21 protein-coding genes are annotated in these 25,593 nt (G+C 45.9%); 18 read left to right on the top strand and 3 right to left on the bottom strand.

Annotation, left to right across the window (positions count from 1 at the left end; genetic code table 11):
• Window positions 1-25 precede the first annotated feature (25 nt).
• The 3 genes from MHI21_RS17745 to MHI21_RS17735 all read left to right on the top strand — a co-directional run bounded on the left by MHI21_RS17745 (window position 26) and on the right by MHI21_RS17735 (window position 1,919).
• Window positions 26-580, top strand: a complete 555-nt coding sequence (locus tag MHI21_RS17745) for a hypothetical protein (RefSeq protein WP_342418620.1) — start codon at window positions 26-28, stop codon at window positions 578-580.
• Window positions 581-815: 235 nt separating this feature from the next.
• On the top strand, window positions 816-1,271 hold the full coding sequence (locus MHI21_RS17740; protein ID WP_220029926.1) for a DinB family protein: 456 nt from the start codon (window positions 816-818) through the stop codon (window positions 1,269-1,271).
• Window positions 1,272-1,292: 21 nt separating this feature from the next.
• Window positions 1,293-1,919 (top strand): class I SAM-dependent methyltransferase, encoded by a 627-nt coding sequence (locus tag MHI21_RS17735; RefSeq protein ID WP_209943017.1) that lies wholly within the window; start codon window positions 1,293-1,295, stop codon window positions 1,917-1,919.
• A gap of 161 nt (window positions 1,920-2,080) precedes the next feature.
• On the opposite strand, the gene MHI21_RS17730 is transcribed toward MHI21_RS17735, so the two are convergent.
• A complete protein-coding gene (locus MHI21_RS17730; protein WP_342418619.1) occupies window positions 2,081-2,929 on the bottom strand; it encodes a sulfurtransferase in 849 nt (282 codons plus the stop codon).
• Between the two features lie 75 nt (window positions 2,930-3,004).
• Complete coding sequence (locus tag MHI21_RS17725; RefSeq protein WP_342418618.1) at window positions 3,005-3,949, bottom strand: DMT family transporter; 945 nt, start codon at window positions 3,947-3,949, stop codon at window positions 3,005-3,007.
• Between the two features lie 233 nt (window positions 3,950-4,182).
• Here MHI21_RS17725 and MHI21_RS17720 point away from each other — a divergent pair, with 233 nt between their 5' ends.
• The 7 genes from MHI21_RS17720 (at window position 4,183) to MHI21_RS17690 (ending at window position 11,205) form a co-directional block, all read left to right on the top strand.
• The gene (locus tag MHI21_RS17720; protein WP_342418617.1) at window positions 4,183-5,091 is read left to right on the top strand and encodes a hypothetical protein; all 909 of its coding nucleotides are present in this window, start codon (window positions 4,183-4,185) and stop codon (window positions 5,089-5,091) included.
• Between the two features lie 213 nt (window positions 5,092-5,304).
• A complete protein-coding gene (gene dapD / locus MHI21_RS17715; RefSeq protein WP_342418616.1) occupies window positions 5,305-6,018 on the top strand; it encodes a 2,3,4,5-tetrahydropyridine-2,6-dicarboxylate N-acetyltransferase in 714 nt (237 codons plus the stop codon).
• Window positions 6,019-6,199: 181 nt separating this feature from the next.
• Window positions 6,200-7,336, top strand: a complete 1,137-nt coding sequence (locus MHI21_RS17710) for an N-acetyldiaminopimelate deacetylase (protein ID WP_250260836.1) — start codon at window positions 6,200-6,202, stop codon at window positions 7,334-7,336.
• A 76-nt stretch (window positions 7,337-7,412) separates the two neighbouring features.
• Entirely contained in the window at window positions 7,413-8,522 is a 1,110-nt protein-coding gene (locus tag MHI21_RS17705) for an ABC transporter ATP-binding protein (RefSeq protein ID WP_025720927.1), read from the top strand.
• Window positions 8,512-9,324 carry an ABC transporter permease gene (locus tag MHI21_RS17700; protein WP_165178529.1) on the top strand — a complete coding sequence of 271 codons (813 nt, stop codon included), beginning with the start codon at window positions 8,512-8,514 and terminating at the stop codon, window positions 9,322-9,324. Before MHI21_RS17705 ends, MHI21_RS17700 begins: the two co-directional genes overlap by 11 nt.
• Window positions 9,314-10,135 carry an ABC transporter permease gene (locus MHI21_RS17695; protein WP_013311255.1) on the top strand — a complete coding sequence of 274 codons (822 nt, stop codon included), beginning with the start codon at window positions 9,314-9,316 and terminating at the stop codon, window positions 10,133-10,135. Before MHI21_RS17700 ends, MHI21_RS17695 begins: the two co-directional genes overlap by 11 nt.
• Window positions 10,132-11,205, top strand: coding sequence for an ABC transporter substrate-binding protein (locus tag MHI21_RS17690; protein WP_342418615.1), 1,074 nt, complete (start codon window positions 10,132-10,134; stop codon window positions 11,203-11,205). Before MHI21_RS17695 ends, MHI21_RS17690 begins: the two co-directional genes overlap by 4 nt.
• Window positions 11,206-11,723: 518 nt before the next feature.
• On the opposite strand, the gene MHI21_RS17685 is transcribed toward MHI21_RS17690, so the two are convergent.
• Complete coding sequence (locus MHI21_RS17685) at window positions 11,724-12,887, bottom strand: aminotransferase A (protein WP_342418614.1); 1,164 nt, start codon at window positions 12,885-12,887, stop codon at window positions 11,724-11,726.
• 183 nt (window positions 12,888-13,070) lie between these two features.
• On the opposite strand from MHI21_RS17685, the gene MHI21_RS17680 reads away from it, so the two are divergent.
• The 8 genes from MHI21_RS17680 (at window position 13,071) to MHI21_RS17645 (ending at window position 25,496) form a co-directional block, all read left to right on the top strand.
• The gene (locus MHI21_RS17680; RefSeq protein WP_342420221.1) at window positions 13,071-16,448 is read left to right on the top strand and encodes an S-layer homology domain-containing protein; all 3,378 of its coding nucleotides are present in this window, start codon (window positions 13,071-13,073) and stop codon (window positions 16,446-16,448) included.
• Between the two features lie 115 nt (window positions 16,449-16,563).
• Window positions 16,564-16,965: a VOC family protein gene (locus tag MHI21_RS17675; RefSeq protein WP_023989581.1), complete on the top strand. Its 402-nt coding sequence runs from the start codon at window positions 16,564-16,566 to the stop codon at window positions 16,963-16,965.
• A 109-nt stretch (window positions 16,966-17,074) separates the two neighbouring features.
• Window positions 17,075-17,605: a GNAT family N-acetyltransferase gene (locus MHI21_RS17670; protein ID WP_342418613.1), complete on the top strand. Its 531-nt coding sequence runs from the start codon at window positions 17,075-17,077 to the stop codon at window positions 17,603-17,605.
• A gap of 200 nt (window positions 17,606-17,805) precedes the next feature.
• A complete protein-coding gene (gene aspA, locus MHI21_RS17665) occupies window positions 17,806-19,215 on the top strand; it encodes an aspartate ammonia-lyase (protein WP_103049539.1) in 1,410 nt (469 codons plus the stop codon).
• 175 nt (window positions 19,216-19,390) lie between these two features.
• Window positions 19,391-19,981 carry a restriction endonuclease gene (locus tag MHI21_RS17660; protein WP_342418612.1) on the top strand — a complete coding sequence of 197 codons (591 nt, stop codon included), beginning with the start codon at window positions 19,391-19,393 and terminating at the stop codon, window positions 19,979-19,981.
• 171 nt (window positions 19,982-20,152) lie between these two features.
• Entirely contained in the window at window positions 20,153-21,157 is a 1,005-nt protein-coding gene (locus tag MHI21_RS17655; protein ID WP_342418611.1) for a BMP family ABC transporter substrate-binding protein, read from the top strand.
• Between the two features lie 27 nt (window positions 21,158-21,184).
• Window positions 21,185-22,840 (top strand): methyl-accepting chemotaxis protein, encoded by a 1,656-nt coding sequence (locus tag MHI21_RS17650; RefSeq protein ID WP_341163564.1) that lies wholly within the window; start codon window positions 21,185-21,187, stop codon window positions 22,838-22,840.
• Window positions 22,841-23,054: 214 nt separating this feature from the next.
• A complete protein-coding gene (locus tag MHI21_RS17645; RefSeq protein WP_342418610.1) occupies window positions 23,055-25,496 on the top strand; it encodes an AraC family transcriptional regulator in 2,442 nt (813 codons plus the stop codon).
• Window positions 25,497-25,593: the final 97 nt, after the last annotated feature.

The raw sequence follows: 25,593 nt of genomic DNA, 5'->3' as shown, positions 1-25,593 counted from the left end.
TGCAAAAAATACTATGGGAGGTTATATGGGTACAGATATTTGTTTTTTTGTAGAGAAAAGGTACTTCAGAGAAGAATATGAGCAGATTGATAGTACTTGGAGAGAAATTAAAAAGAGTAAGCAAAAAATAATAGATACTGCTACTTGGTTAAGTGTAGATAAGTGGACTGTTAACCCTTATTACTATCTGTATCCAGAACACAAGACTTCTAAATTGAAACCAAGTGATCCTTATGAATTTTACAGTGGGGATAGAAACTATGATTTATTTAGTATTCTATCGAATACTAGGAATGATCATAATCTAAAGTTTATATCTTTGCCAAGAGGTCTTCCAGTGGATATTTCCCCTGAATTGAGTGAAGTTGCATTCGAGGATAAAGATGATTTTTATGACCACAGTTGGCTATTATTGAAGGATTTAATTAATTTTAAATGGGATGAAAATTATTATTGTGATCAATTTATGGAATACAGAAATATTATGAATACATGTTCGAACTTCATCAATGAAACAAATCCAAAATTATTGAAATTAGGGAATGCTGAAGATGTAAGAGTGATTTTCTGGTTTGGTTAGGACAGAACATTCGTCTTATTTATCAGGTGAGTTATGTGGGATTAGAAGATGTTAGTAGCTCAAAAAAATGTGGTGGATATCCTATACTTAATATTCAACTGCATCTCCTTACGGAGCCTAGGTCTGCGAGAAGGAGTCTCGAAAAAGGATTTTCAGCAGACAACCCCTTTGGGGGAGCGTGAATACAAAAACGTTATCCTAAATAATTGCAATTTGAAAAAAGGAGCGTGATACCATGAATGAGAAGTCACGGTTACTAGAGGAGTTCAAAGAATGGATCCGTTTTGTTTCTGAGATTCGTGAAATGGATTGGCAAATAACGATTGCTGAAGGTAAATGGTCAGTTCAGGATATCGTAAGTCATATACTACTGTGGGATAAATACTTTTTTGAAGCAGCAATAAGTCCCATATTGAACAATAAACCTTTGACATTAACACATATGGATTTTGAACAATTTAATCAGGATGCTATTGAATATGGAAAAACAAAAACGAAAGAAGAATTAATTAAAATAACTATTCAGTACCGTAACATGATATTGGAGAGTATAGAGAGTTTTGAAGACGACAAGTTTACTAAAGAATATGCTGACGGGAAGTTTACTGTAATATCATATTTAAGAGATTTTATCTGGCATGATCAACATCATATCAGACAGATTGATGAACTTAAAAGAAAAGCTATGTGAGTATATAGGCGGGTGAATCATATGGGGGATTATTGGAACAAAAGATTTACTGAAGAAGGGATGATTTGGGGTTGTGAACCAAGTCAAACTGTAACCCAAGCTATAGATTTGTTCAAAAAGAATAATGTACATGATATTTTGGTTCCTGGTGCTGGATATGGAAGAAATACGAAGGCGTTCTCTTCTTATTTTCAGGTTGATGGAATTGAGATATCTAGTTCAGCTATAGATCTAGCAAAAGAATGGGACTTAAAAACGAATTTTATTCAAGAATCGGTATTAGAGTTTAGTACATGCCAAAAGTATGATGGAATATATTGTTATGATTTATTGCATTTATTTTTGTTAGAAGATCGAAAAAAACTGATACAGAATTGCGTGAAGCATTTGAAGGAATTGGGAGTAATGTATTTCACATGTTTTTCTGATTGTGATTTTAATAATGGTGTGGGTAGGGAAATTGAGGAAGGAACATATGAATACAAGAAAGGGAAATATGCTCACTTCTTTACTGAAGAAGATTTAAAAGAACATTTTAATGGTTTGAATATATTAGAAACGGGTTCCATAAGAGAAACTCTGATATATGCAGAAAAACAACAGAAAGAGTATGAATTAAGATATATATTTGTTCAAAAGATTGGATAGCTATTCAAAAAAGCAAGCAACTTCAACTACATCGTTGTATTGCTTCACTTATCTCAAGTGGATTTTTTTGTGCTTTTAAACAAAGACAAATACACTGCCGTAAGCCTAATCGCTAGGACAGTGTATTTGTCTTTAGAACCTGTATATCCGTTGAAAACTTTTTATTCCTCCCCGGTCGCCACCGGATTCTCCTCATAACTGATCCAGTCGCTCCAGCTTCCCGGATATAAACGGACCTTGCTAAATCCAGCTTCATTCAAGGCGAGTACATTGGGACAGGCGGATACGCCGGAACCGCAATACACGATAATTTCTGCGCTTGGATCAAGGTCGGCAAAGTGCTGCTGCAATTGTTCCTCATTTTTAAAGCTACCTTTTTCGTCCAAGACCTCTTTCCAAAAGAAATTCACCGCACCTGGGATATGCCCCGCAGCTTGATCTATGGGCTCTTCCAGTCCCAGGTAGCGCGGCCGCTCTCTCGAATCAATCAATATGGAAGAGCCACCAGGAAGCGAATCTTTGGATACACGGTGCACCTCTTGCATACTTGTGAGCATTTGTGGCCGAACATTTGCCACAAAGGTCGAGGGAATGCGAATCGGCTGATCTGCCGTAACGGGGAATTTTGCTTCCTTCCAGGCACTGTAGCCTTCTTCCAGTACGTACACCTGCTCATGCCCGAGGTAGCGCAGGAGCCACCAGAAGCGGGAAGCCATCATACCGCCTTGGTCATCATAAGCGACGATGCGTGAACCTGCGTTGATCCCGACACGACTCAGACGTGCGGCAAGTGTATCCACATCAGGTAATGGATGGCGACCCCCATGCTCACCAAGAGGAGCAGTAAGGTCTTCTTCCAAATCGAAGTGAACCGCCCCTGGAATATGGTCTTCATTAAATTGAGTCCGTCCAGCCCCGGCTTGTCCGAGCAGGGAACGGCAGTCAGCAATGATCATGTCCGGCTCATACAATCGGGCCAGCAGCCAGCGTTTGGATACGATGGATTTCATAGAGGATTCCGCCTTCCTTTATTTAACAGTAAATTTAATCCGTTGAGTATGGTTTATGAAAATGGGGTAAATAAGTTAAGAGCTGGCCTTCAGGGGATGCTCAGTGTCGGGCAACTCACTTTGGTGGATGACTTTCTTTTTAAAATCCGCTCCGTATCGGATAAAAATCCATACCCCGAACAGGATGAAAAAGCCTGCACCAAATTGTAAAGTAGACAACCTTTCCCCGAGCAGCACCCAAGCTAGCAGGGAAGAAATAACGGGTTCGCCGAGTACCGCCATCGACACCGCGGTGGCGTTAATGTATTTGAGTAGCCAGTTAAACAGGTAATGTCCGAACAGCGTAGGCACAATGGCAAGCAGCAGGAACAGTCCCCATTCCCGTGGAGCGTATCCGGTAAAAGGAATGGCATTGACCACATTATACAGCGCAAGTGAGGTGGCTGCGATGGCGAAAACCCAAAAATTATACACAAACGCGCTCAAATGCTCGCGCAGATGCTTGCCCATCAGCATATGGATGGACACGGCTACCATACCCAAGAAGGACAGTGCGTCCCCGAGCAGGGCTTGTCCCGAGACATTGAAGTCTCCAGCTCCGATGGCCAGTGAGCCGATAAAAGCCATACCCATTCCGATGAGCATAGCGCGATTCGTGCCCGTCCGGAAAAACAAAAAAGAACCGAGCATGACAAGGATCGGCTCCAATGTCATAATAACGGTAGAGCTTGCAACGGTGGTCAGTCGCAGTGAGCCCATCCAGAGCAAAAAATGCAGCCCCAGCGCAATACCGGACCAGAGGATCAGCATCCACTGCTTGCGGGTCAGGCTAAACAGCTCAGTGCGGTACTTCCAGACCAAAGGCAGCATGATCAGATTGGTTAGGTACAAACGGTACATAGCGATGACGGACACCTCGGCTTCAGACCATCTTACGAAGATCGAGGAGAACGAAATAGCGATAATACCTATGATGTACAATAATTCAAAGGAAAACGACGGTTTGTGTGCTTGATTCATGTGGCAGCTCCATCCGTATGGAGGAAAATAAATACGTTTATGTTCCTTCCAAGCGGTATCTCGAAAATTGGGTTTAATACAGCCCATTATACCGTACCTGACATTCCCGTGGTATTAGGATTTTGCAAAATCCTGAGAATATAATAAACGGGAGCAGGAGGTAGGGTTTTAAGTGAGATGCTGCGTAGAACTTTTGCTGCACAAGCTCGTCTATCATAGTGGAGGTGGATTTTATGAAAAAACAAAACACATTTTCAATCATACTACTGACTGTAGTGGCAGTGCTGGCTCTGTCAGCCTGTGGAACGAAACCGCAAACCAATAACACCGCACCTCAAGGGTCAGACCAACCGCAAACGCAACAGCAGCCGCAAGTTAAACCGGAGCCAATCGCTGAGCCAGAGGTTAAAAAAGGCACAGGTGTATACAATGGAGCTGCTGACCCGCATACGGTAGAGATTGAAACCAATGGCGAAGCCCAATCCTTCCAATTGGGGGAGGGACTGGACACGGTAATAGCTGGACTTAAAGAAGGCGATACAGTGGCGTTTGAATACAACGAAAAAGCAGTAGAGGGCGACGCGACGGCGAAGCAACTGACTTTAACGAAAATACAAAAAACAGAAGCTGCAACAGATGGCAATCAAAACGGAAGTTCTGGTCAAGCAGTAGGCGGAGAACGCTCGAAAACTCAAACTTTTGAGCTTACCCTTGAAGGGAAAAAGGAAAAGCAGACAGCAACGTTGGCAAAAGGAGAGGGATATTCACTGTATGTGTTTGATCCAATGTCCCTGTTTCCCGATCAAAACCGTGTTGCCTTGGCTGTAGATGATAACTATTATGCTGAAATTACGAAGCTGCCCTCCGATTTTAATCTGGACGAGCTTCAAAAAGAAGGCGAGAAGGATCTAGCTTCCTTCGGTAAGGTGCAAAAGCTGGACAAAGCAGCCATACCTGAAGCATTATCCAGTAGCCGTCTGTTCTTACAAGCGAGCAGTTCGAAGATGACACAACAATATATTGTTGTAGAAAATAAAACAGGCGGTTTCATCGTGAAAGTGAACATTCCACAAGGTGAACCTGCTGAAGGATTCGAATCCTTCATTTATACATCGCTGGAGAGCCTGCAAGCTAATAAATAACCCTACTTTGATGTGGGATGGCTCGGCGGCTTACAATTATGAATTTAAGGCAGTCATGCCGCTGGAAATTGTTATTTTAAGGGCTAGGTTAGAGCTATAAGGGTCTAATCTATAATTGCGAGACCTGCACTTTTGTGCTATAAAGGATGAGAGAATAAGATCATTCCGGCTTGCGAAGTCGTATGAAGCGATGAAGGAGTTGTTAGATTTACTATGTCCATCGAAATGAATACACAAGAAGTCATCAACGTGATTAAAAACAGCAAGAAAAAGACGCCTGTTAAAGTATATGTAAAAGGAGCCTTGGCTTCCGCATCTTTTGGCGAGAATGTTCAAGCTTTTATTTCTGGAGACAGTGGTGTTGTATTTGGGGATTGGGCTGATATCAAGCCTGTACTGGATAGCGTAAACGCTAAAGAAGAAGACTATGTGGTGGAAAATGACCGCCGTAACTCTGCTGTTCCTATGCTCGATCTGAAAGGCATCAATGCCCGCATTGAGCCAGGCGCATATATTCGTGATATGGTTGGCATCGGTAACAACGCAGTCATCATGATGGGTGCAGTGATTAACATCGGCGTTACGATTGGTGAAGGCACGATGATTGATATGAATGCTGTGCTGGGCGGTCGTGTTAAAGTAGGTAACATGTGTCACATCGGTGCAGGCGTTGTCCTGGCGGGTGTCATTGAACCACCATCTGCACAGCCAGTTGTAGTAGAAGACGATGTATTGATCGGTGCAAACTCGGTTGTATTGGAAGGCGTGCGAATTGGTAAAGGTGCAGTTGTTGCAGCCGGAGCTGTCGTAACTGAAGATGTGCCTGAATACTCCGTAGTGGCGGGTACACCTGCACGTGTGATCAAACAGGTCGACGATAAGACCAAATCTAAAACTGAGATTTTGAAAGAACTGCGCGTTCTGTAAGAAGGCAAAAGTTTTTTAATGTACCAAAGGTGAACGATTCCTTGTCAGAAGCATGATGCACTGACAGCCTAACTTAGGGACGAAGCACAACGGACAAGGCTCGGCGGCTGCGCCGGGCTTTTGTCCTTTTGTTCTTTTGCCAGATAGAGCTGATGAGCTATAAAGAGGAGGCGTAGTAGCAATGAGTACGGTCGACTATCGTTCTTTTGTCCAAATACGAAGGGATTTACACCAAATTCCCGAACCGGGTTTTGAGGAATACAAAACACAACAATATTTGCTGGATTATTTGGAAACGCTCCCTCAGGAGCGGTTGGACATTCGTACATGGCGTACGGGCGTGTTAGTGTTCATTCATGGAACGGCTCCTGAACGCCGCTATGGATATCGTTGTGATATGGACGGTTTGCCGATTGAAGAAGAGACAGGGTACGATTTTCGTTCGACCCATCCCGGCTATATGCATGCTTGTGGACACGATTTACATATGACGATTGGATTGGGAATAGTTACTCACTTTGCAAGCCATCCGATTAAGGATGACCTGGTTGTGCTGTTTCAACCTGCTGAGGAAGGGCCGGGCGGAGCCTTGCCTATGCGGGACAGCACGGAGCTGGCAGACTGGATACCCGATGAAATTGTCGCACTGCATGTTGCGCCCGAATATCCTGTTGGCACAATTGCGACTCGCCCGGGCATCCTATTTGCCAATACGTCGGAGCTTTTCATCGACCTGAAGGGTATGGGGGGGCATGCTGCGTATCCACACAAGGCGAATGATATGGTAGTGGCTGCTTGTCAGCTGGTGGGACAATTACAGACGGTTGTAGCCCGTAATGTGAATCCACTCGATGCAGCGGTCATTACCGTGGGTAAGGTTAGCGGAGGCACGAAGCAAAATATTATCGCGGAAACCGCCCGTTTGGAGGGTACGATCCGAACGTTGTCAGCCGATACGATGAAGCTGGTTAAATCACGGATTGAAGCACTAGTGCGCGGTGTGGAGGCTGGATTTGAATGTCATGCCGAGATTCATTATGGCTCCAATTATTTGCAAGTGTACAATGAAGCTCAGGTAACCCAGGAATTCATGAACTGGGTCCGTAATCGGCAAGATGTGCAGCTTATTGAATGCGGAGAAGCGATGACCGGAGAAGACTTCGGGTATTTTCTGGAGCGAATTCCCGGTCTGATGTTCTGGCTTGGTGTTGATACGCCTTATGGTTTGCATCATGCCAAGCTGGAGCCTGCGGAGGAAGCGATTGGTGTAGCCATTCGTGTGCTGACAGACTATTTTACCTGGAAGTCTCAAGGGTAAATGATACGCCCTGAATAAATAGGTTTAATGAAAAGAATGAAATGGAATGAAGTCGAATTTTTTGAAGGAGGGTGTTATGGGAGAGCAAACCATCATCCGATTTGAACGGGTGACCAAGCAATATGACAACGATCCCCCAGTGCTGGCGGACGTCAGCTTTGAGATTGAGCGTGGTAAATTTTATACACTGCTGGGGCCTTCCGGCTGTGGTAAAACGACGATTCTGCGTATGATTGCAGGTTTTGCAGAGCCGACAGAAGGCTCTATTTATTTAAATGGAAAACTCATTAATCGTGTTCCAGCCAATGAGCGGCAGGTTAATACGGTTTTTCAAGATTATGCGCTATTTCCCCATCTGAATGTGTTTGAAAATGTAGCCTTTGGTCTGCGCATCAAAAAGATGAACAAAAAGGACATTCAGGAGAAGGTGACACAGGCGTTGTCCTTTGTCAATCTGGAAGGCTACGGTGAGCGAGAAATTTCTGAGATGTCCGGGGGACAGCGTCAGCGTGTAGCCATCGCACGGGCTATCGTCAATGAGCCTGATGTTCTCTTGTTGGATGAACCGTTGTCTGCACTGGATTTAAAGCTTCGTACAGAAATGCAGTACATTTTGCGCGAAATGCAGCAGCGCCTTGGAATTACTTTTATTTTCGTTACGCATGATCAGGAGGAAGCACTGGCCATGTCGGACGAAATTTTTGTTATGAACAAAGGTAAGATTGAGCAGAGTGGTACGCCTAATGATATTTATGATGAGCCGATCAATCGGTTTGTTGCTGATTTCATCGGCGAATCTAACATTGTCCCAGGACGGATGATTGCAGATTATCAAGTGGAATTTAACGGTCGACAGTTTGAGTGTGTCGACGGAGGATTACGTCCGAACGAACCCATTGAAATTGTGATCCGGCCGGAGGACTTGGAGATTACGAATGTTGCTGAAGGCAAGCTGCGTGTGAAGGTAGATACCCAATTGTTCCGTGGTGTTCACTATGAAATAAGCTGCTATGATGATTCGGGTCAGGAGTGGCTCGTGCATTCTACCAAAAAGGCGGAGCTGGGCAGTGAAATCGGTCTGCGATTTGACCCGGAAGCGATCCATGTGATGCGGTTTGGGGAAACAGAAGAAGAATTTGATCGGCGTCTGGAAGCCTATGAAGAGGTGGATCAGCATGTCCGGTAATACGAGAGCAGCGTATCTGCTGCCTTACTATTTATGGATTGTGCTGTTTGTGGCGGCTCCAGTTGTACTTGTGTTTTACTATTCACTATTTGATGTGGATGGTCATCTCACCTTCAACAACTATGCTCAGTTTCTGACACCTGTTTATTTGAGCATGACGCTTAGTTCGTTTTGGTATGCATTTCTGATCACAGTATTTTCACTGTTAGTTGCTTACCCGGCAGCATATTTGCTCACACGCACCAAGCATAAGCAGCTGTGGCTGTTGCTCATTATTTTGCCGACCTGGATTAACTTGCTACTCAAAACGTATGCTTTTATCGGGATTTTCGGAACCTATGGTCCGGTGAATACGGTGTTAGGTATGGTTGGGTTGGGAGGTCAGCAATTATTGTTTACCAGCTCCAGCTTTGTGTTTGTGTCGGTTTATATTTTTGTGCCTTTTATGATTTTGCCCATTTATAACGCGTTGGAAGGGTTAAACCCTTCATTGCTGGACGCTGCCCGAGATTTGGGAGCCTCCAAGTGGACTGCGTTTCGCAGGGTTATTTTCCCGTTAACGCTTGCGGGTGTGCGATCCGGTTGCATGGCTGTGTTTATTCCAGCGTTATCGCTGTTTATGATTACCCGCCTGATTGCAGGTAACCGTGTGATTACACTGGGGACGGCGATAGAGCAGCATTTTCTGGTTACTCAGGATTGGGGTATGGGCTCTACGGTTGCCGTGTTCCTGATTTTGGCGATGGGGATCATTATGCTGCTCACCTCGGGAACGAAACGGAGGGTGCGGCATGGTAAATAAAAACCGATTTGGGAATATATATTTGGTTATTGTTTTTCTCGTGTTGTACGCACCTATTTTGTATTTGATGTACTATTCCTTCAACAGTGGCGGGACGATGCATGAGTTTGAAGGTTTTACACTCCAATATTACAAAGAGGTGTTTGCCGACACTCGCTTGATCATTATTGTCATTAACACCTTGGTGATTGCTTTGCTGTCGTCTGCGTTGGCTACGATTATTGGCATCATGGGGGCGCTGGCTATTCATCAGATGCAGAACCGTCGAGTCAAAAACACGCTGCTATCGCTCAATAATGTATTGATCGTGAACCCGGACGTCATTATTGGCGCTTCCTTCCTCATTTTGTTCACGATGGTCGGGATTAAGCTGGGTTTCTACTCCGTTTTATTATCCCATATTGCATTTAGTGTGCCGATTGCGGTCATTATGATTTTGCCGCGGTTGCAGGAAATGAGTCCATCTCTGGTCGATGCCGCGCGTGATTTGGGTGCCAGCCGAATGGATGTGCTGACCAAGGTGATTCTACCCTTTATCAAGCCAGGGATTTATGCGGGCTTCTTTATGGCGTTAACGTACTCGCTGGATGATTTTGCGGTAACCTTTTTTGTGACAGGCAGTGGCTATTCGACCTTATCAGTGGAAATATACTCACGTGCCCGTCAAGGGGTTTCCTTGTCCATCAATGCGCTATCCACGCTCATTTTCCTGTTTACTGTGCTGCTGGTGGTGGGTTACTACTTTATTATGCGCAAGGCGAATCGTAATGGTAAAAAAGAGCCTGCGGCAGAAATGGGGGTGCCTAGATGAAGTCACTTGTGCGCGTGTTTCTGTCGATTTTCATCATCTCGTTTGGGCTGATGGGGGTGGCCGCATGGTTGAATTCCAGTCAAGGCTACTCCGGTGGCAACACACTGACGGTGTACAACTGGGGAGACTACATTGACCCCGAGCTGTTGGAACGGTTTCAGAAGGAGACGGGGATTACTGTCATTTATCAGACGTTTGATTCCAATGAGGCGATGCTGACGAAAATCGAGCAGGGAGGAACTTCGTTTGATGTAGCGGTTCCCTCGGAATATGCTTTGGCTAAAATGAAGCAGGAGCACTTGTTGCTCCCGTTGGACCACAGCAAGCTGCCGAATTTGAAGCATGTGGATTCTCATTTTCTAAACCTTTCGTTCGACCCGAATAATGAATACTCGGTACCGTATTTTTGGGGTACAGTCGGGATTGTGTTTAACCCGGAGCTGACGAAAGGCATTGATTTTCATAGCTGGAACGGTCTGTGGAATCCAAAGCTGCGTAATAATCTACTGTTGGTTGATGGTGCGAGGGAAGTCGTAGGGATGTCACTGAACAGCCTTCACTATTCCTTGAACGATACGAATGAGGCACATTTGCAGCAGGCATTGACGAAGTTGGAGAAATTAGCACCCAATGTCAAAGCGGTTGTCGGTGACGAGATTAAAATGCTGCTGGCAAACGAGGAAGCTGCTGCTGGAGTTGTATGGTCCGGTGATGCGTCTGAAATCATGGATGAGAACGACAAGCTGGATTACATCGTGCCAGATGAAGGGTCCAACCTGTGGTTTGACAATATAGTTATTCCAAAAACCGCTACCCATGTGGATGCGGCTCATAAGTTCATCAATTTCATGATGCAGCCCGATGTAGCCGCCCAAAATGCCGAGTTTGTAGGGTACTCCACACCCAACGAGGACGGAAAGAAGTTGTTGCCTGAAGATATCTCTGGCGACGAGCGTTTTTACCCTCCGTCCGAAATTACAGACAAGCTGGAAGTGTACAACAATCTGGGCAAGCGCATGCTCGCTCATTACAACGAATTGTTCCTGCAATTCAAAATGCATTTAAAGTAGGGGAGTGGCGTTGAGATTAGGGGTTGGTGCTTTAAAGGTCGCTGCGGTGGCGGATGGTGCTTACCATCGCTGTTAAATTCCGATTTTTATGATTGAATATTTAAAGGTGAAAATCTCAATTTAAAGGCGACCGCTTCGCTTGTCCAGCACCATTCCGCCCCCTCCGCTACGCCGTGCTTAAAGCTAGTCACCCCCATGAATCCCTACGCCGATAGCCGTGGGAGTAGAGCGAAAAGGCCTCTGAACCACCTGTACGGGTGGCACAGAGGCCTTTTTTATGTTTACTCACCGTGCGAGGCGGGTGAGTATTGTACTTCTTTTCCCATACTCCACACACACGTTAGAGAATTGTGGGACTTTAAGGTGGGCAGTGAGCGAAGCGGGCCATTTGAATCTGGAGAAGCGGTAGCGTTCGCCTTTGCTGAGGGATTCTTACCTATAAATGTTTTATCCAATCCAAGAATCCCCCAGCAACAGCGATCGGAAGATCAAATGGACTGCGTAGCGCCTCTCCCACCTTAACTCCTCACAATTCCCCTAACAAACCTCTCTATTTTATCCAACCCTTGCTCCAGCACATCCTGCCCGTAAGCATAAGACAAGCGAATGTATCCTTCGCCATAGGAAGAAAAGGCATCTCCAGGTACGACAGCCACTCCATGCTCTTCCAGCAGCTTCAAGGTAAAATCCATAGAGCTTAATCCAAAATGCGCGATGGAAGGGAAAAGGTAAAAGGCTCCCTCGGGTTTCTCCAGCGGGATACCCATGTCTGTCAGCCTTCCATGTACATAATCACGACGCTTGCGGTATTCCTCACGCATCGGAAGTGCATCATCGACACCAGTGGTCAAGGCTTCCAGGGCAGCATATTGGCTAATCGAGCTGGCACAGGTTACGTTGTACTGATGGACTTTGACCATGTGCTGTGTAATTTCAGCGGGTGCAAGTGTAAAACCAATGCGCCATCCCGTCATGGAATGTGATTTGGACAGACCGTTGATGACGATGGTACGCTCCCGCATACCTGGTAGAGCTGCAATGGACACGTGGGGTGTATCGTAAATCAGTTCACTGTATATTTCATCCGAAATGATAAACAGATCGCGCTCCTTCAGTAAATCCGCGACCGCTTCCAGTTCTTCACGGCTCATCACTCGTCCGGTTGGATTCGAAGGATATCCGAGAATGATTGCTTTTGTCCGTTCGGTCAGATAAGGCTCCAGCACCTCGGCCGTGAGCTTGAAGCCGCTGTTGCGGGTATCGGCAAACACAGGAATGCCGCCTGACAAACGGATCAATGGCTCGTACCCTGGGTAGATCGGGACAGGTAGAACAACTTCATCGCCGGGTGACAAAATCGTGCGTAAAGTAATATCCAGCGCTTCACTGGCTCCATTCGTTACGATAACCTCATCCTGTCCACGGTAATTCAGGCCGTATTTACGAGCTACAAACGCCGCTGCGGCTTCTCTTAATTCCGGCAGTCCCGGATTAGGTGTATAGGAGGTGCGTCCTTCGTTAATCGCCCGATGGGCAGCTTCCATAATATGCGCAGGGGTAGGGAAATCCGGCTGTCCGATCGTTAATGACAGGGTCCCGGGTAATGCGGCAACTTTGTTGGCGATTTTGCGGATGCCGCTGATTTGAATGTTTTTAACCTGATCGTTAAGCAAATGCTCCATAGCGTATGTGCCACCTTTTTCTGTATTAGAACAAGTTTACAATAATTTGATCTGAATATGCTACGGCAAGAAGAATTCATTTTACATAATTCAGGTACTAAATTGACTAATTTATGGTATCTTAAAAGAAGAATATATTTGTAAGCGTAATCATAGTAAAAATGGGGAGGGGAGTATCTTTTGATGAAACAAGAATACATAGTAAAAATATTACCCACGAAATTAAAAAGGTTCGGGATCACATGGCTCAGTGTCATACTGGTGCTTTCAGCTGGAGGACCGGTAGGGTTGTCCAGTGGAAAAGCTTCGGCAGAGCCTGCATCTTTTGCAGGAAAAGAGGTGCAACCTTCACCTGTAACTGTAGGGGCAAGTGTATATGCAGATGTCTATTTTCCTAAAAAGCTTCGCATCCACGATATACAGTGGGCAGCACACCGTTCTCCATATGAAGGACAAAAAGTAGCGGATATTGAAGGCGTTGTCACGATGGTGAAGGGGAGCAGCTTCTATATCCAAGAGTTGGATGATCAAGTGGATCAGGATGAAAAAACATCAGAGGCCATTTTAGTGTACAAGCCTAGTCACGGTGCGCAGGTAGGGGATGAGGTAAGGGTTAGCGGTTCGGTGAAGGAATACACGGAAAGAACATATGCAAGTAAGCCAATCGACCTCACGACAACAGAAATTGTGGCTTCTTTGGTTAAGGTAATTGCCAATGACCGTACATTGCCAGCTCCAATTTTGCTAGGTGAGCAGGGACGTGTGATGCCGACATCTGTTGTGGATCATGACGGAATGACGGTGTTTGATCCACAGGAGGATGGCTTGGACTTTTTCGAAAGCCTGGAAGGCATGCGTGTAGAGTTGAAGGATGCCACTGTGATTGGTCCTTATGGCTATGAAATTCCAGTCCGAATTGATAACGGTCCAAACACAGGTGAGGTTGTAACGGAGGCAGGCGGACTCATGCTGACAGAAAGAAGTCTGAACCCGCAACGGATTCTGATTGATGCGAAGCCTTCGACATCGTTGAAGACAGGCGATCGTTTTGCGGGTCCTATCACAGGTGTGGTGAGCTATAGCTTTAGCAATTATAAGCTGCTGCCAGAGCGTATGCCGGATGTTGTACCTGGCGGCCTCCAGCCAGCCAATACGCATTTGAGACGCGATGATCGTAAGCTGACAGTAGCTTCTTTTAATGTGGAAAACTTCGATCCCGGTGATGGAAAACGGATAGATCAGCTGGGGCAGGCTATCGCTGTAAATTTGAATCATCCGGATATCGTAGGATTGTTGGAAGTACAGGATAATAACGGTGAGAAAGATGATGGCACCACAGACGCTTCCGAAAGCTTCCGTGTGCTCATAGAGGCGATTCGTGCTCATGGAGGCCCGGAATACAATTTTACAGATATTGGCCCTGAAAATAATAAGGATGGCGGTGCCCCCGGTGGCAACATCCGTGTTGGCTTCTTGTACAATCCGCAACGTGTTACGCTGACCGACAAGCCCAAGGGGGATTCAGTTACGTCTGTCACTTATGGAGTGCAGGGACTCTCTCTCAACCCGGGTCGGATTGATCCCCTGAATGCGTCATTTGAAGACTCGCGCAAGCCGTTGGCCGCTGAATTTGAGTTTGAAGGCCAGCAGGTGATTGTGGTCGCTAACCATTTTAATTCCAAAGGGGGCGATCAAGCGCCATTTGGAGGAATTCAGCCGCCTGTGCGAAGCAGCGAAATACAGCGTGCGAAGATTGCAACGATTGTGAATGGCTTTGTAAAGTCGGTACTGCAAGTAAACCCTAAGGCCAATATGGTGGTGCTCGGTGACCTGAATGATTTTCAATTTTCGGAAACGCTGGCTTTGCTACGGGGGCAGGAATTGACCAATCTGATTGACCATTTGGATGAAAAGGAACGGTACTCCTATATTTATGAAGGTAACTCGCAAACATTGGATCATATGCTGGTCAGCCCATCACTGAGCAAAACATCCGTGCTGGATATCGTTCATATGAATGCGGACTTTAGTGCGGCAGACGGGCGGGTCAGTGATCATGATCCGTTGGTTGCGCAAATAGATGTGCCGCGCAAAACGGAAGAACCACCGACAGAGGGTGGGAGTGGCCGAAATGACGATGATGATGAGGATCAGCAGGATAACGAGGGAAACGGTAACACTGGAAATGGCAGTAGCGGTAACGTGAATGGAACGGTAAATGGACAGGGTCAGACTGCCAGTAGTGAGCCCGATGGAAGCAGCCTGTCTGGTACAAATGTGGTGCAAGTCAAGTCTGTAATGAGCGGAGTGGAGCAAAACGGACTGAAACAGGCAGTTGCTCAAGTAACGGCTGCTGAAATACAAAAGGCGATTCAAAACGGTGCGAAGGGTACGCTTGTGATCCGTGCAGGGGAGCAAGTAGAAGCGAGGATGTACGAGGTTCATTTAAGCGGGGAAGCTTTGGGAGCCGTCTTGAACGACCGTATTCGTACCCTTCGAGTGGAAACGCCACAAGGTGGATATGAGATAGCAACAAGTCGTTTGTCTCTTCAGAAACTGGCTGATACCTGGCAGGTGTCTGCAAAACAAATTTCCTTGAATTTTTCCATCATTTCGAACGAAGAACTGGCTAAACGCTTGGATGTTCCGACAGGGCGCAAACTGTTACAGGCTTTGGATATCGCCGCTGAGCTGAGAAACGAGGATGGACGGAAACAGCTTTTGGCAGGTAACGGAGATTCTGGTAGTGGGTATGAACGTTATCTGTTACGTGTTCCTGCAACGGGCGATGCAGACCAGCTTGCTGTAGTGAAGGTATCGACCAACCAAGCCGGACAGCTGTCCTATCAACCTGTTCCTTTTCACGCTGCGGGTGAGGAAATAACCGTGTATGGACGTTCGGGAGGGACTTACGCTGTGCTTGATGGCGGGGCTTCTGGTGAAGTCAGAACGTTCATGGATATATCCGGCCATTGGGCGCAGCAAGACATTACACGGTTGGCAACTCGCCTGCTTGTGACGGGGACCCATTCAACAGCCTCTACAGCTAGTGCGACTCGTGAAAGGGACTTAGCGAACGTGCATTTTGAGCCTGAAGGCCAGATGCGACGCTCTGAACTGGCAGCGATGCTGGTTCGTGTGCTTGGACTGGAGCGTACAGATCGCACGCTGACGAGCTTTGACGACGTTCAAACCGAATCGTGGTATGCGGATTCCGTACGTACCGCAGCAGCAGCCGGGCTGATCAACGGGTATGCTGACGGAAGCTTCCGTCCCGATACACCGGTATCGAAGGAGGAACTGGCTGTGATCATAGAGAGAGCCTTGCGCTTCGCTGGGAACACAGAAGAACATACAGGAGAAGTGATTGAAAGTATATCCGTATCATTATCGGATGCGCAGGAGATTTCTACATGGGCAGCTCCGGCTGTGAAGACTTTGTCTGGACTAGGTATTATGAAGGGAGACGAGAAAGGCCGTTTTGGCCCGGCTACATCCGTGACGAGGGCAGAAGCTGCGGCTGTATTATCTCGCACACTGGATAAGCTACATTGGGAATAGGAAACTTCACTATACAAATGTCAGATTGATTGACTTTATACGATAGTTAAGTTATCTTTTGTGGAGAGATAGTATGATAAAGTAGAATGAATGACGAATGAAGAGGTGAAATGTCGTGGGAGTAACAGCTAAACAAATTTTTGTGAATTTGCCAGTTAAAAATCTGCAACAGTCCATTGATTTTTTCACTACCATCGGATTTGAATTCAGCGCTCAGTTCACTGATGAACATGCAACCTGTATGGTTGTTAGTGAGCATATTTTTGTCATGTTATTGGTTGAAGAACGTTTTAAAGCGTTCACGACAAAGGAAATTTCAGATGCCACAAAAAGCACAGAAGCAATTGTTGCCTTATCGGTGGAGAGTCGAGAAAAGGTAGACGAGATCGTCCACAAGGCTTTGGAAGCGGGCGGCAAGCCCTCGAACGAACCTCAAGATCATGGTTTTATGTATGGATGGAGCTTTCAGGATTTGGATGGTCATCTGTGGGAGTTCTTTTATATGGCAGAGCAGTAATGGAAATGAGAACGATGAAGTAAACGAAGTATCATGGAAAGTAAACTATCCTAAAAAGATAGTTTGCTTTCTTTATTGTATGTTATCGAACTCATCGGGAGGAATCACAATGTCTAACGAAATGAGAGTCTACCCTGTTCAAGCTCTGAACGAAGCCCTGGCAGATTCGCTAAGTCGACTGTTAATCGACGTGGTTGCAGACGGTGCATCTATAGGTTTCTTACCCCCATTAGGTTATCAGGAAGCAACAGCTTATTGGAACAATGTACTTGAGGACGGCGTAGTTCTGTGGATTGCCGAGAAGGACGGAGTACCTGTAGGGACGGTCCAGCTGCATTTGGCGCAAAAAGCTAACGCTATTCATCGTGCGGAAATTGCAAAGCTTATGGTGCATCCGTCCGGACGCAGACTGGGGATCGCACGACAGTTAATGAAGGCAGCGGAAGAAGAGGCACTAAGTCAGGATAGAACGTTACTGGTGCTAGATACACGGGTGGGTGATCCCTCCAATGGACTATACGAGTCGATCGGGTTCGTAGAAGCTGGTGTTATTCCGGGGTATGCTCAATCAGCCGATGGTCAGCTTCATGCCACTCGATATTATTATAAGCCGTTAAATCCGTATTCAAGTCATAGCTGAGCATTTACCGAATAAGTGTGGTATATACGGGTAATCATAACTTGTCATAGGATTACATAGCTTTTTCCGCGTTTATTCAACTGGAAAAGCACGGGAATAGAAACGTATAATGAAGAGGGGGATCAGAGAAGGTCTTTTTATGTCAATTTGGCTGTACTGAATTGAAGAACGTAGCAAACACAGCGGAGGAATCAGAGAATATGAGGTTGGAGCATGATTTTTTAGGTACCAAGGAAGTGCCATCAGATGCCTATTATGGTGTACAAACGTTGAGGGCAAAAGAAAATTTTCCAATTACAGGCCAAAAACTGCACCCTGAGTTGATTAAAGCCATGGCGATTGTAAAAAAGGGAGCAGCGACGGTAAATATGGAACTAACCCGTTTACACCGCCCCAAAGCAGAGGCCATTATTCAGGCTGCTGATGAGATTATACAAGGACAGTTGCATGATCATTTCATCGTCGATCCGATTCAAGGCGGCGCAGGCACGTCCATTAATATGAATACAAATGAAGTGATTGCGAACCGCGCGCTGGAGCTGATTGGCAAGCAACGCGGAGATTATCAGGAGATCAGTCCTAATAATCATGTTAATATGGCGCAATCGACGAACGATGCTTTTCCTACAGCCGTACACTTGGCTGTATTAAGTATGATTGATAAGCTGTTAGCTACCATGAGTGAGCTTCAGGAAGCATTCTCCCGCAAGGCAAATGAGTTTGATAGTGTGATTAAAATGGGGCGAACTCACTTGCAGGATGCAGTGCCGATTCGATTAGGGCAGGAGTTTCAGGCTTATGCGCGTGTGCTGGGTCGTGATATCGGACGCGTCCGTGCGACCAAGCAGCACCTGCTAACGATTAATATGGGTGCAACTGCGGTGGGTACTGGCCTGAACGCAGACCGTCGTTATATTCAGCGTGTCGCAGAGGTACTGGCAGACGTCAGTGGCTTCCCTGTGGAAGCTGACGAAAATCTTGTAGATGCTACACAAAATACGGATGCTTATACTGAAGTGTCTGCCGCCTTGAAAATTTGTATGATGAATATGTCTAAGGTGGCAAATGACATCCGTTTGATGGCTTCCGGACCACGTGCGGGTCTCGGGGAACTGAGTCTGCCTGCCCGCCAGCCAGGGTCATCCATTATGCCGGGCAAGGTAAATCCGGTGATGTGTGAGGTCATTAACCAAATTGCTTTTCAGGTCATTGGTAATGATCATACAATCTGCTTGGCTTCAGAGGCTGGTCAGCTCGAGCTGAATGTAATGGAACCCGTACTGGTGTACAACCTACTGCAATCGCTGGAAATTATGAAGCAGGGCTTCCACGTCTTCCGCATTCATTGTGTGGAAGGAATTGAAGCGAATGTGGAGCGTTGTCGTGAATATGTAGAGAACAGTGTAGGCATTATTACAGCGCTTAATCCGCACCTTGGATATGAGGTGGTATCACGCATTGCTCGCGAAGCAATTACGACTGGGAAATCGGTGCGCGAGCTGTGCTTGCTGTACAATGTACTGACCGAGGAGGAGCTGGACATTATATTGGACCCGTACCAAATGACTCAGCCTGGTATTGCCGGAGAATCTTTGCTGAATCGCGAATAATAATGCGGAGTATGGAGTTTAGACAGCTTTGAGGCAAGACGAAGATAGCCCCGTCGAATCTGGCGGGGCTATTGTTATGTGATAAAGAGAGATGTAATACAGGAGTCAGCGTGCATAGGGGAGTTCCCTGTTAAGGATGATACGGCTACGCTTATGGTAGAAAAGGGAGAGTTGGATGTTGCTAGAGAAATTATTGACATACAAGGAATTAGGAATAGGACTCATTGTACTTTTAGTGTTGTTTGCGCTCATCATCAGAGGACTGGTACGTGGTCGCAGAAATCGGATTTTACGTGATCTGGACCCGCGCAAAATTGGAATTCAGGATATAGATCGTATGGAGGATGGGTCGGAATTTGAGCTTTATTTGCAGCGGTTATTATCCGCGCTTGGCTATAAGGATATCTATAAAACAACCAGTAGCCGGGATTTTGGAGCGGATCTGGTTTTTACAGACCGTGAAGGCGTCAGAGTTGTCATACAGGCCAAACGTTATGGGGTACAACATCCGGTAGGTTTGGGAGCAGTGCAGGAGATCTATACCTCTATGCGTTATTATGCAGCTGACAAGTCCCTCGTCATCACCTCCGGCCGTTATACGGAATCCTGTAAAACACTTGCTGCTGTCAACGGGGTTAAATTATTAGACCGCAACGACTTGATGGACATGATTGATTTATTCAAGACGAAACACCGCGAGGAAGTCATGGATCTCATAGAAAGTAAAACCGAAGTGATTGCTTCCAAATGGAGTAAAAGTAAATAAGATTGGGGACTGATTGTTAGGCGATGTTATTCGAGCCTGGTGGTCAGTCCCTTCTATTTTTTCATAATAAAATAGAAGAACTGAATTTACAGAAATTATTATGAAAAAATATGCTTTTATAACCGATATAAAGATGTTGGGGATTTCCAAATTATGCTGAGGTGATATGTCATGAAGAAGCGAGCTATATTGTTAACTTTTAGGTGGATTCCCATTGTCACAATCTTTGCATTATTGCTATGTGCATGTGGGCAATCGGTAGCACAAACCAAGGTCCAGCCCATTAAGGTGGGAATCGTACTGTCAGATATTGGTCTGGGTGACCAATCTTACAGCGACGCGGCTTTTCGAGGTTTGGTCAAAGCACGGGATGAGGGGAAAATTGTTTTTGAATACCGAGAAATAACGGAGACCAAGACGTATGATGCGGCTTTTGAACAGCTTGCTCAAGAAAAAGCTGATTTAATCGTTGGATTGGGTTACATGGTCAAGGACAGTCTGGAAAGCGTTGCCAAAAAATATCCGGACCGTAAATTTTTAATCGTGGATGAGAAATCAGATTTACCGAATGTGGCCTCTATCACCTTTAAAGAAGAAGAAGGTAGCTTTATGGCCGGAGTTGTCGCAGGTTTAACGAGTCGCACTGAACAGGTGGGCTTTCTCGGAGGCGTGGAATCTCCTCTGCTGAAAAAGTTTGAAATTGGATATAGTGCAGGGGTTCACTCAGTCGAGCCTAATGCCAAAGTCACCGCTACGTATGCAGGAGATTTTGGAAAGCCGGAGCTGGGTACGCAAATTGCAGATGACATGATCAATCAGGATCAGATTGATGTCATCTATGCAGCAGCAGGCCTTACGGGCGTGGGTGCGCTACAAGAAGTACAGAAGCAGCAAAAATTCGCCATCGGGGTCGATAGCGACCAGTTTTTCATTGCGGAAAAAGCGGTAGTGACCTCGATGATTAAAAATGTAGACAGTGCAATTTATACAGTAGTCAAAGGCTTTGCAGATCATCAAAGAAAATTTACGGAGAAGGACATGGTGTTTGGTCTTGCGGAAGATGGTATAGGTCTGGCACCTATTCGTGTCGTGACACTGAAGCCGGATCAGCAAAAGGTGATGGATGATTTAATGGAAAAAATCAAATCCGGCACACTTACTGTTCCCACCCAATAAATTTTTGCAAACGGAGGATGAATGCTGATGAAACTGCAAGGTAAACTGGTGCTGAACGCGATGATTTCCCTGATCGCTTGCCTGGCTTTAGTGGCTTATATCATTTTTGAATTAATTCGTATTAACTCGCAAAGCAGTAATCTTGTTCCGGCTATGTTGAATGTACAGCAGCTCAATGCCTATTTGATTCAGTCAGGGCAGGCACTGCAAAATTATTCAGCTTCCATGACGGAGAGCAACAAAGCCGATGTGCAAAATCAACTGACTCAGTCTGAAAAGACGATTGCTTTGCTTTCACAGGGTATGATGCAAACCGAAGCGCAGCAAAAGCGACTGAATACGATTAAAACAAAATTTAGCCAATTGAAAGTAGCAACGGAGAAAGCCATGAGTACCCAAAACAGCCCGGAGTCCAAGCGGGAGGCCATGCGTGCCCAAGGGATTCAGAACGATGTATTTATGCTGGATCTGCTGACCAAGGCACGTTATGACCAATACACAGAAGATTTGACCAAGAGCATTCGTTTTACATGGCAATTGGCCTTGGCAGGTGCAGTTATACTTCTGGTGGCGGTTGGGCTATATAATACATATACCTCCAGGCAGCTTGCCCTTAGAACACGCAAGTTAACGGATGCCGCAAAGCAAATTGCTGAGGGGAATCTGACAGTGCAGCTCGCACAAACGAAGGGACGCGATGAGCTGGACGAGCTCAATGAATCTTTCCGGGTGATGATCGGGAACTTGCGCAGCATTGTACTCTCCATTGATCAGGCGGGTAATCGTGTCGATCTGATGGCTCGGGATATTGATCAGCATAATGAGGCTATGAAGGAAATTGTGACACAAGTCAGCACGTCAACAGAGGAACTGGCAATAGGCAGTCAGAAAATTGCTGAGGATCTGTCGTCGACAGTTGGCGTTGTGGACGAGATGCAGCAGAAGTTTGAATCGAATCTGCTGGAGACCACACAATCGACTGCGTATAGTGAGGATGCTTTGCGTGTCATTGAGCAGGGTACGCGGGTCATGAGCGATCAACTGCGTATTGTTGCAGAAAATCGTTCAGCCATGTCCGAAGTGGAGCAGACGGTCAAGGAGCTGGAGGCTAATGCAGCCGAGATTACAACCATGACTGGATATGTCTCCGAAATTGCCAGCCAAACATCGCTGTTGTCCTTGAATGCTTCTATTGAGGCTGCACGTGCAGGTGAAGCAGGAAAAGGTTTTGCTGTTGTTGCCAATGAAGTGAAAAAGCTGGCGAATCAATCAGAGTCTGCTGTAAAGAAAATTTATACTGCTGTTGACAGTATCACGCAGGCTATGGGTAAGGTGAAGACTTCTGTAGCGCAAAGTCAGGAGCTGTTCCGTGAGCAGGAGAAGGCAACCTCCTCAACCGGAGAATCGTTTACAGAGATTAGTGGCAAAGTGCAGCAAATTGCCGGCCAAGTCAGCAAGCTATCAACGGACATGAATGTATCGCGAGAACTGAGCGTACAGGTGCAGCAAGCTATTGAAAATATCAGCGCAATCACTCAGCAGTCCGCCGCAGGCAGTGAAGAGATTACGGCTTCCACGGTGGAGCAGAAGCGTTCATTTGAGGAATCGGCTGAGAAGGTAAAAGAGCTTCGTCAGATTCGCGAAGAGATGCAGCGGGAGCTGGATCGTTTTCAGGTGGAATAGACTAGCTAAAACCTGTGCAGCGAGTATCTGTTTTTGCTGAATAATGATACAAGCAGTGCCAAAGAAGGAGTTCTACCTTATACAGTACAGGGAGGCTTCTTCTTTTTTATATGAATCCTTATATTAAGTTTGATATACATAGGCAGGGAATTCCAACTCTTACGTCAAATAGATTTAGGGAGAATATGTCACCACGTATATTGGCAAGAGGAAGATGGACAACGAAGTCCGGAAGGATGAAGTTACGGGAATGTTGCGACTTAAGCTTCGATTGATATTGAAAAATAAACAGACAAGATTGATTCTACTGCTCACTCTGTGCGTGTCGCTTGTAATTAGCGTGATCGGCTTGCTATCGTATTCACGATACCGTGAAGGTTTGGATACCGAGCTGAACACACCCAATATAGAATTGCTGCAAATCAATCTGGATGTGACCAATCGGGCTTTTCGTGAGTCTGATAACAAGGCGCTGGACGCAGCATATCATCCAGACGTAGAGGCCTTTGTACGTGTCCAAACAGATGGGGAATCGCTGGAAGACAAGGCCTCCGTCATAGATCGGCTTCAGAAATACTTGAAAACCCTTTCTTCGCACGAAGAAATTTATTCGGTTGAAGTTATTTCTTTGGACAATCATGCTCTCGTATCCAGCAATTATGGTTACATGCCTGATTGGAAGCAGGCACCGGATACCACATGGGTTCCCTGGATTCAGGACATTCAAAAAAAGCCGTTGTTGATTAAGCGGAGATGGTACGGCACCGATCGTGAGCAGGGGACGGTAGAGCTGCTTTCGCTGGCCAGGCCCATAGTAGAGAATGGTCGGGTCATGGGTGCGGTGCTAATCAATCTGGATTACGATCGTTTTTTTTCCAAACTATATATTCATTTATCCAACTCGCAATACGTGTATGATCTGGACGGCGAGTTGATCTATCCCAAGCTGAGATCGTCCTTACCCTTAAATGATATGGGCAGGATTTTGAAAGAGCTGGATGTGAGCCCCTATGCTTATGTGGAGATAGGGGACATGGAATATATGGCGAACCAAACCTTTTCTGATGTAACGGGCTGGCGTCTAGTATCGCTCGTTCCGATGGACAAGCTGCTGAAAAATGTAAAGCTGGCGCGCAATATGATGCTGTGGCTTGCCTTTATCTCCATACTGGCTGGGTGCTCAGCAGTTTACTATTACAATTATGCAGCTTTTCGCCCCATGAAGAAAATTAATAGCCTATTAAATTCGGGCAATAAGGGAACGCGCCAAGGAGGATTGTATGACCTGGAATCTGTGATTAGCAAACTGGTTGGAGAGTTTCACCGCAAATCATTGGTGGTTGAGCGAAGCTTGCCGGAGCTGCGTTCCAAATATATGGAAGATGTCATCCAGCGTAGAATGGGCATACAGGAAATGCGTATGAAATGGGAACAGTATTTTTCCGATTGGGACGACAATTCTTTGTTTGTCATGATCGTGTCCATTGACCGGTATTCTGCGTGGGCCGCAAGCTTTCCAGAAGAAGATAAAATGCTGCTCAAGTATGCGCTGAACAATATTTTGCTAGAGATGCTCGAACCTCACTGGAAAGCAGTATGCTCGCCGGAGGAGGAAAGTGGTTTTATTGTGCTGCTACAGTTCAGCGAGAGTTCGAATGAAGTTGGTACAGAGACTGACCTCCAAGAGAGCATTTTGCTTCACAAAAGCGTGGATAGGCTGATTCAGGTTGTCGGTGAGTATCTTCCTTTGACCATTTCTATAGGAATTGGTCATATGGTCACGGATATTCGAGAGGCACGGGCGTCTTTTATAAAAGGAAAAGAGGCCCTTAATTTGCGTTTGTATGAGGGGTATGGACGTTCATATACGAATATAGACAGCAGCATAAGTGTGAAAAAGGATAACACAGTGGATGAACAGTCAAAGGAGCAGATTCAGGATTCAACATTGCTGGACAATCGGCGTGTGGAAATGATTCGTGCCCTGGAGTCACAGGAACATGGTGCAAGTGTAAAGCTAATCAGACACTGGGTAGAAGAACTTCGACTCCACAGAACATCCCCAGCTCAGGTCTACTTGTTTGTTCATGAATTGCTGGAAGATTTGCTAAAATGGTGTGCCACTCAGAGTGTGACGCCGCCGGATCAGCTTGCTGATTACCACTGGAATCAGATTCTGACGCTAGACCTTCAAGACATTGAGGTATTGCTGGTCATTATGTTGACTGATATTGAAGAAAAATGGAACGGCCGCATCCAGTCCAAAGATTTTGTGCGTGTACAAGAGATGATCGAATATATGGAACATCATTTGCATTTGAACATCGGGCTTCAGGAAATTGCGGATCATGTTCACATGAGCGTGTCCTCAGTGAGCAGTATGTTCAAGGAAGAAACGGGGACCACTGTTTACGATTATTTGACTGGATTACGCGTAAAAAAGGCATGCACATTACTATGTGAAACCCATTTGAAAATCGGTGAAATTGCAGAACAGGTCGGATACCGAAATGAGAACAGCTTTATCCGGGTATTCCGCAAGCACAAACAAGTGACCCCAGGGAAATTCAGACAAATCAGCAAATCTTCCAATGAATATGCAGATCGGTCAAAAGGTCGATACTTTGGCGAAATAGAAGATAAATACGAAGATTAAGCGATAGCTGTAGCCCTCCACGTTGCGGTACATTGACTTCATGTAAACGCAAACAACAAGACCGAAAACGTTGGAGGTGAAAACGGGCGCATGACGG

Origin of the sequence: Paenibacillus sp. FSL H8-0168 (assembly GCF_038592955.1) — a bacterium.
GTDB classification, from domain to species: domain Bacteria; phylum Bacillota; class Bacilli; order Paenibacillales; family Paenibacillaceae; genus Paenibacillus; species Paenibacillus polymyxa_B.
The sequence above is the reverse complement of the archived record's forward strand: the minus strand, read 5'-3'. Positions and strand labels throughout refer to the sequence as shown.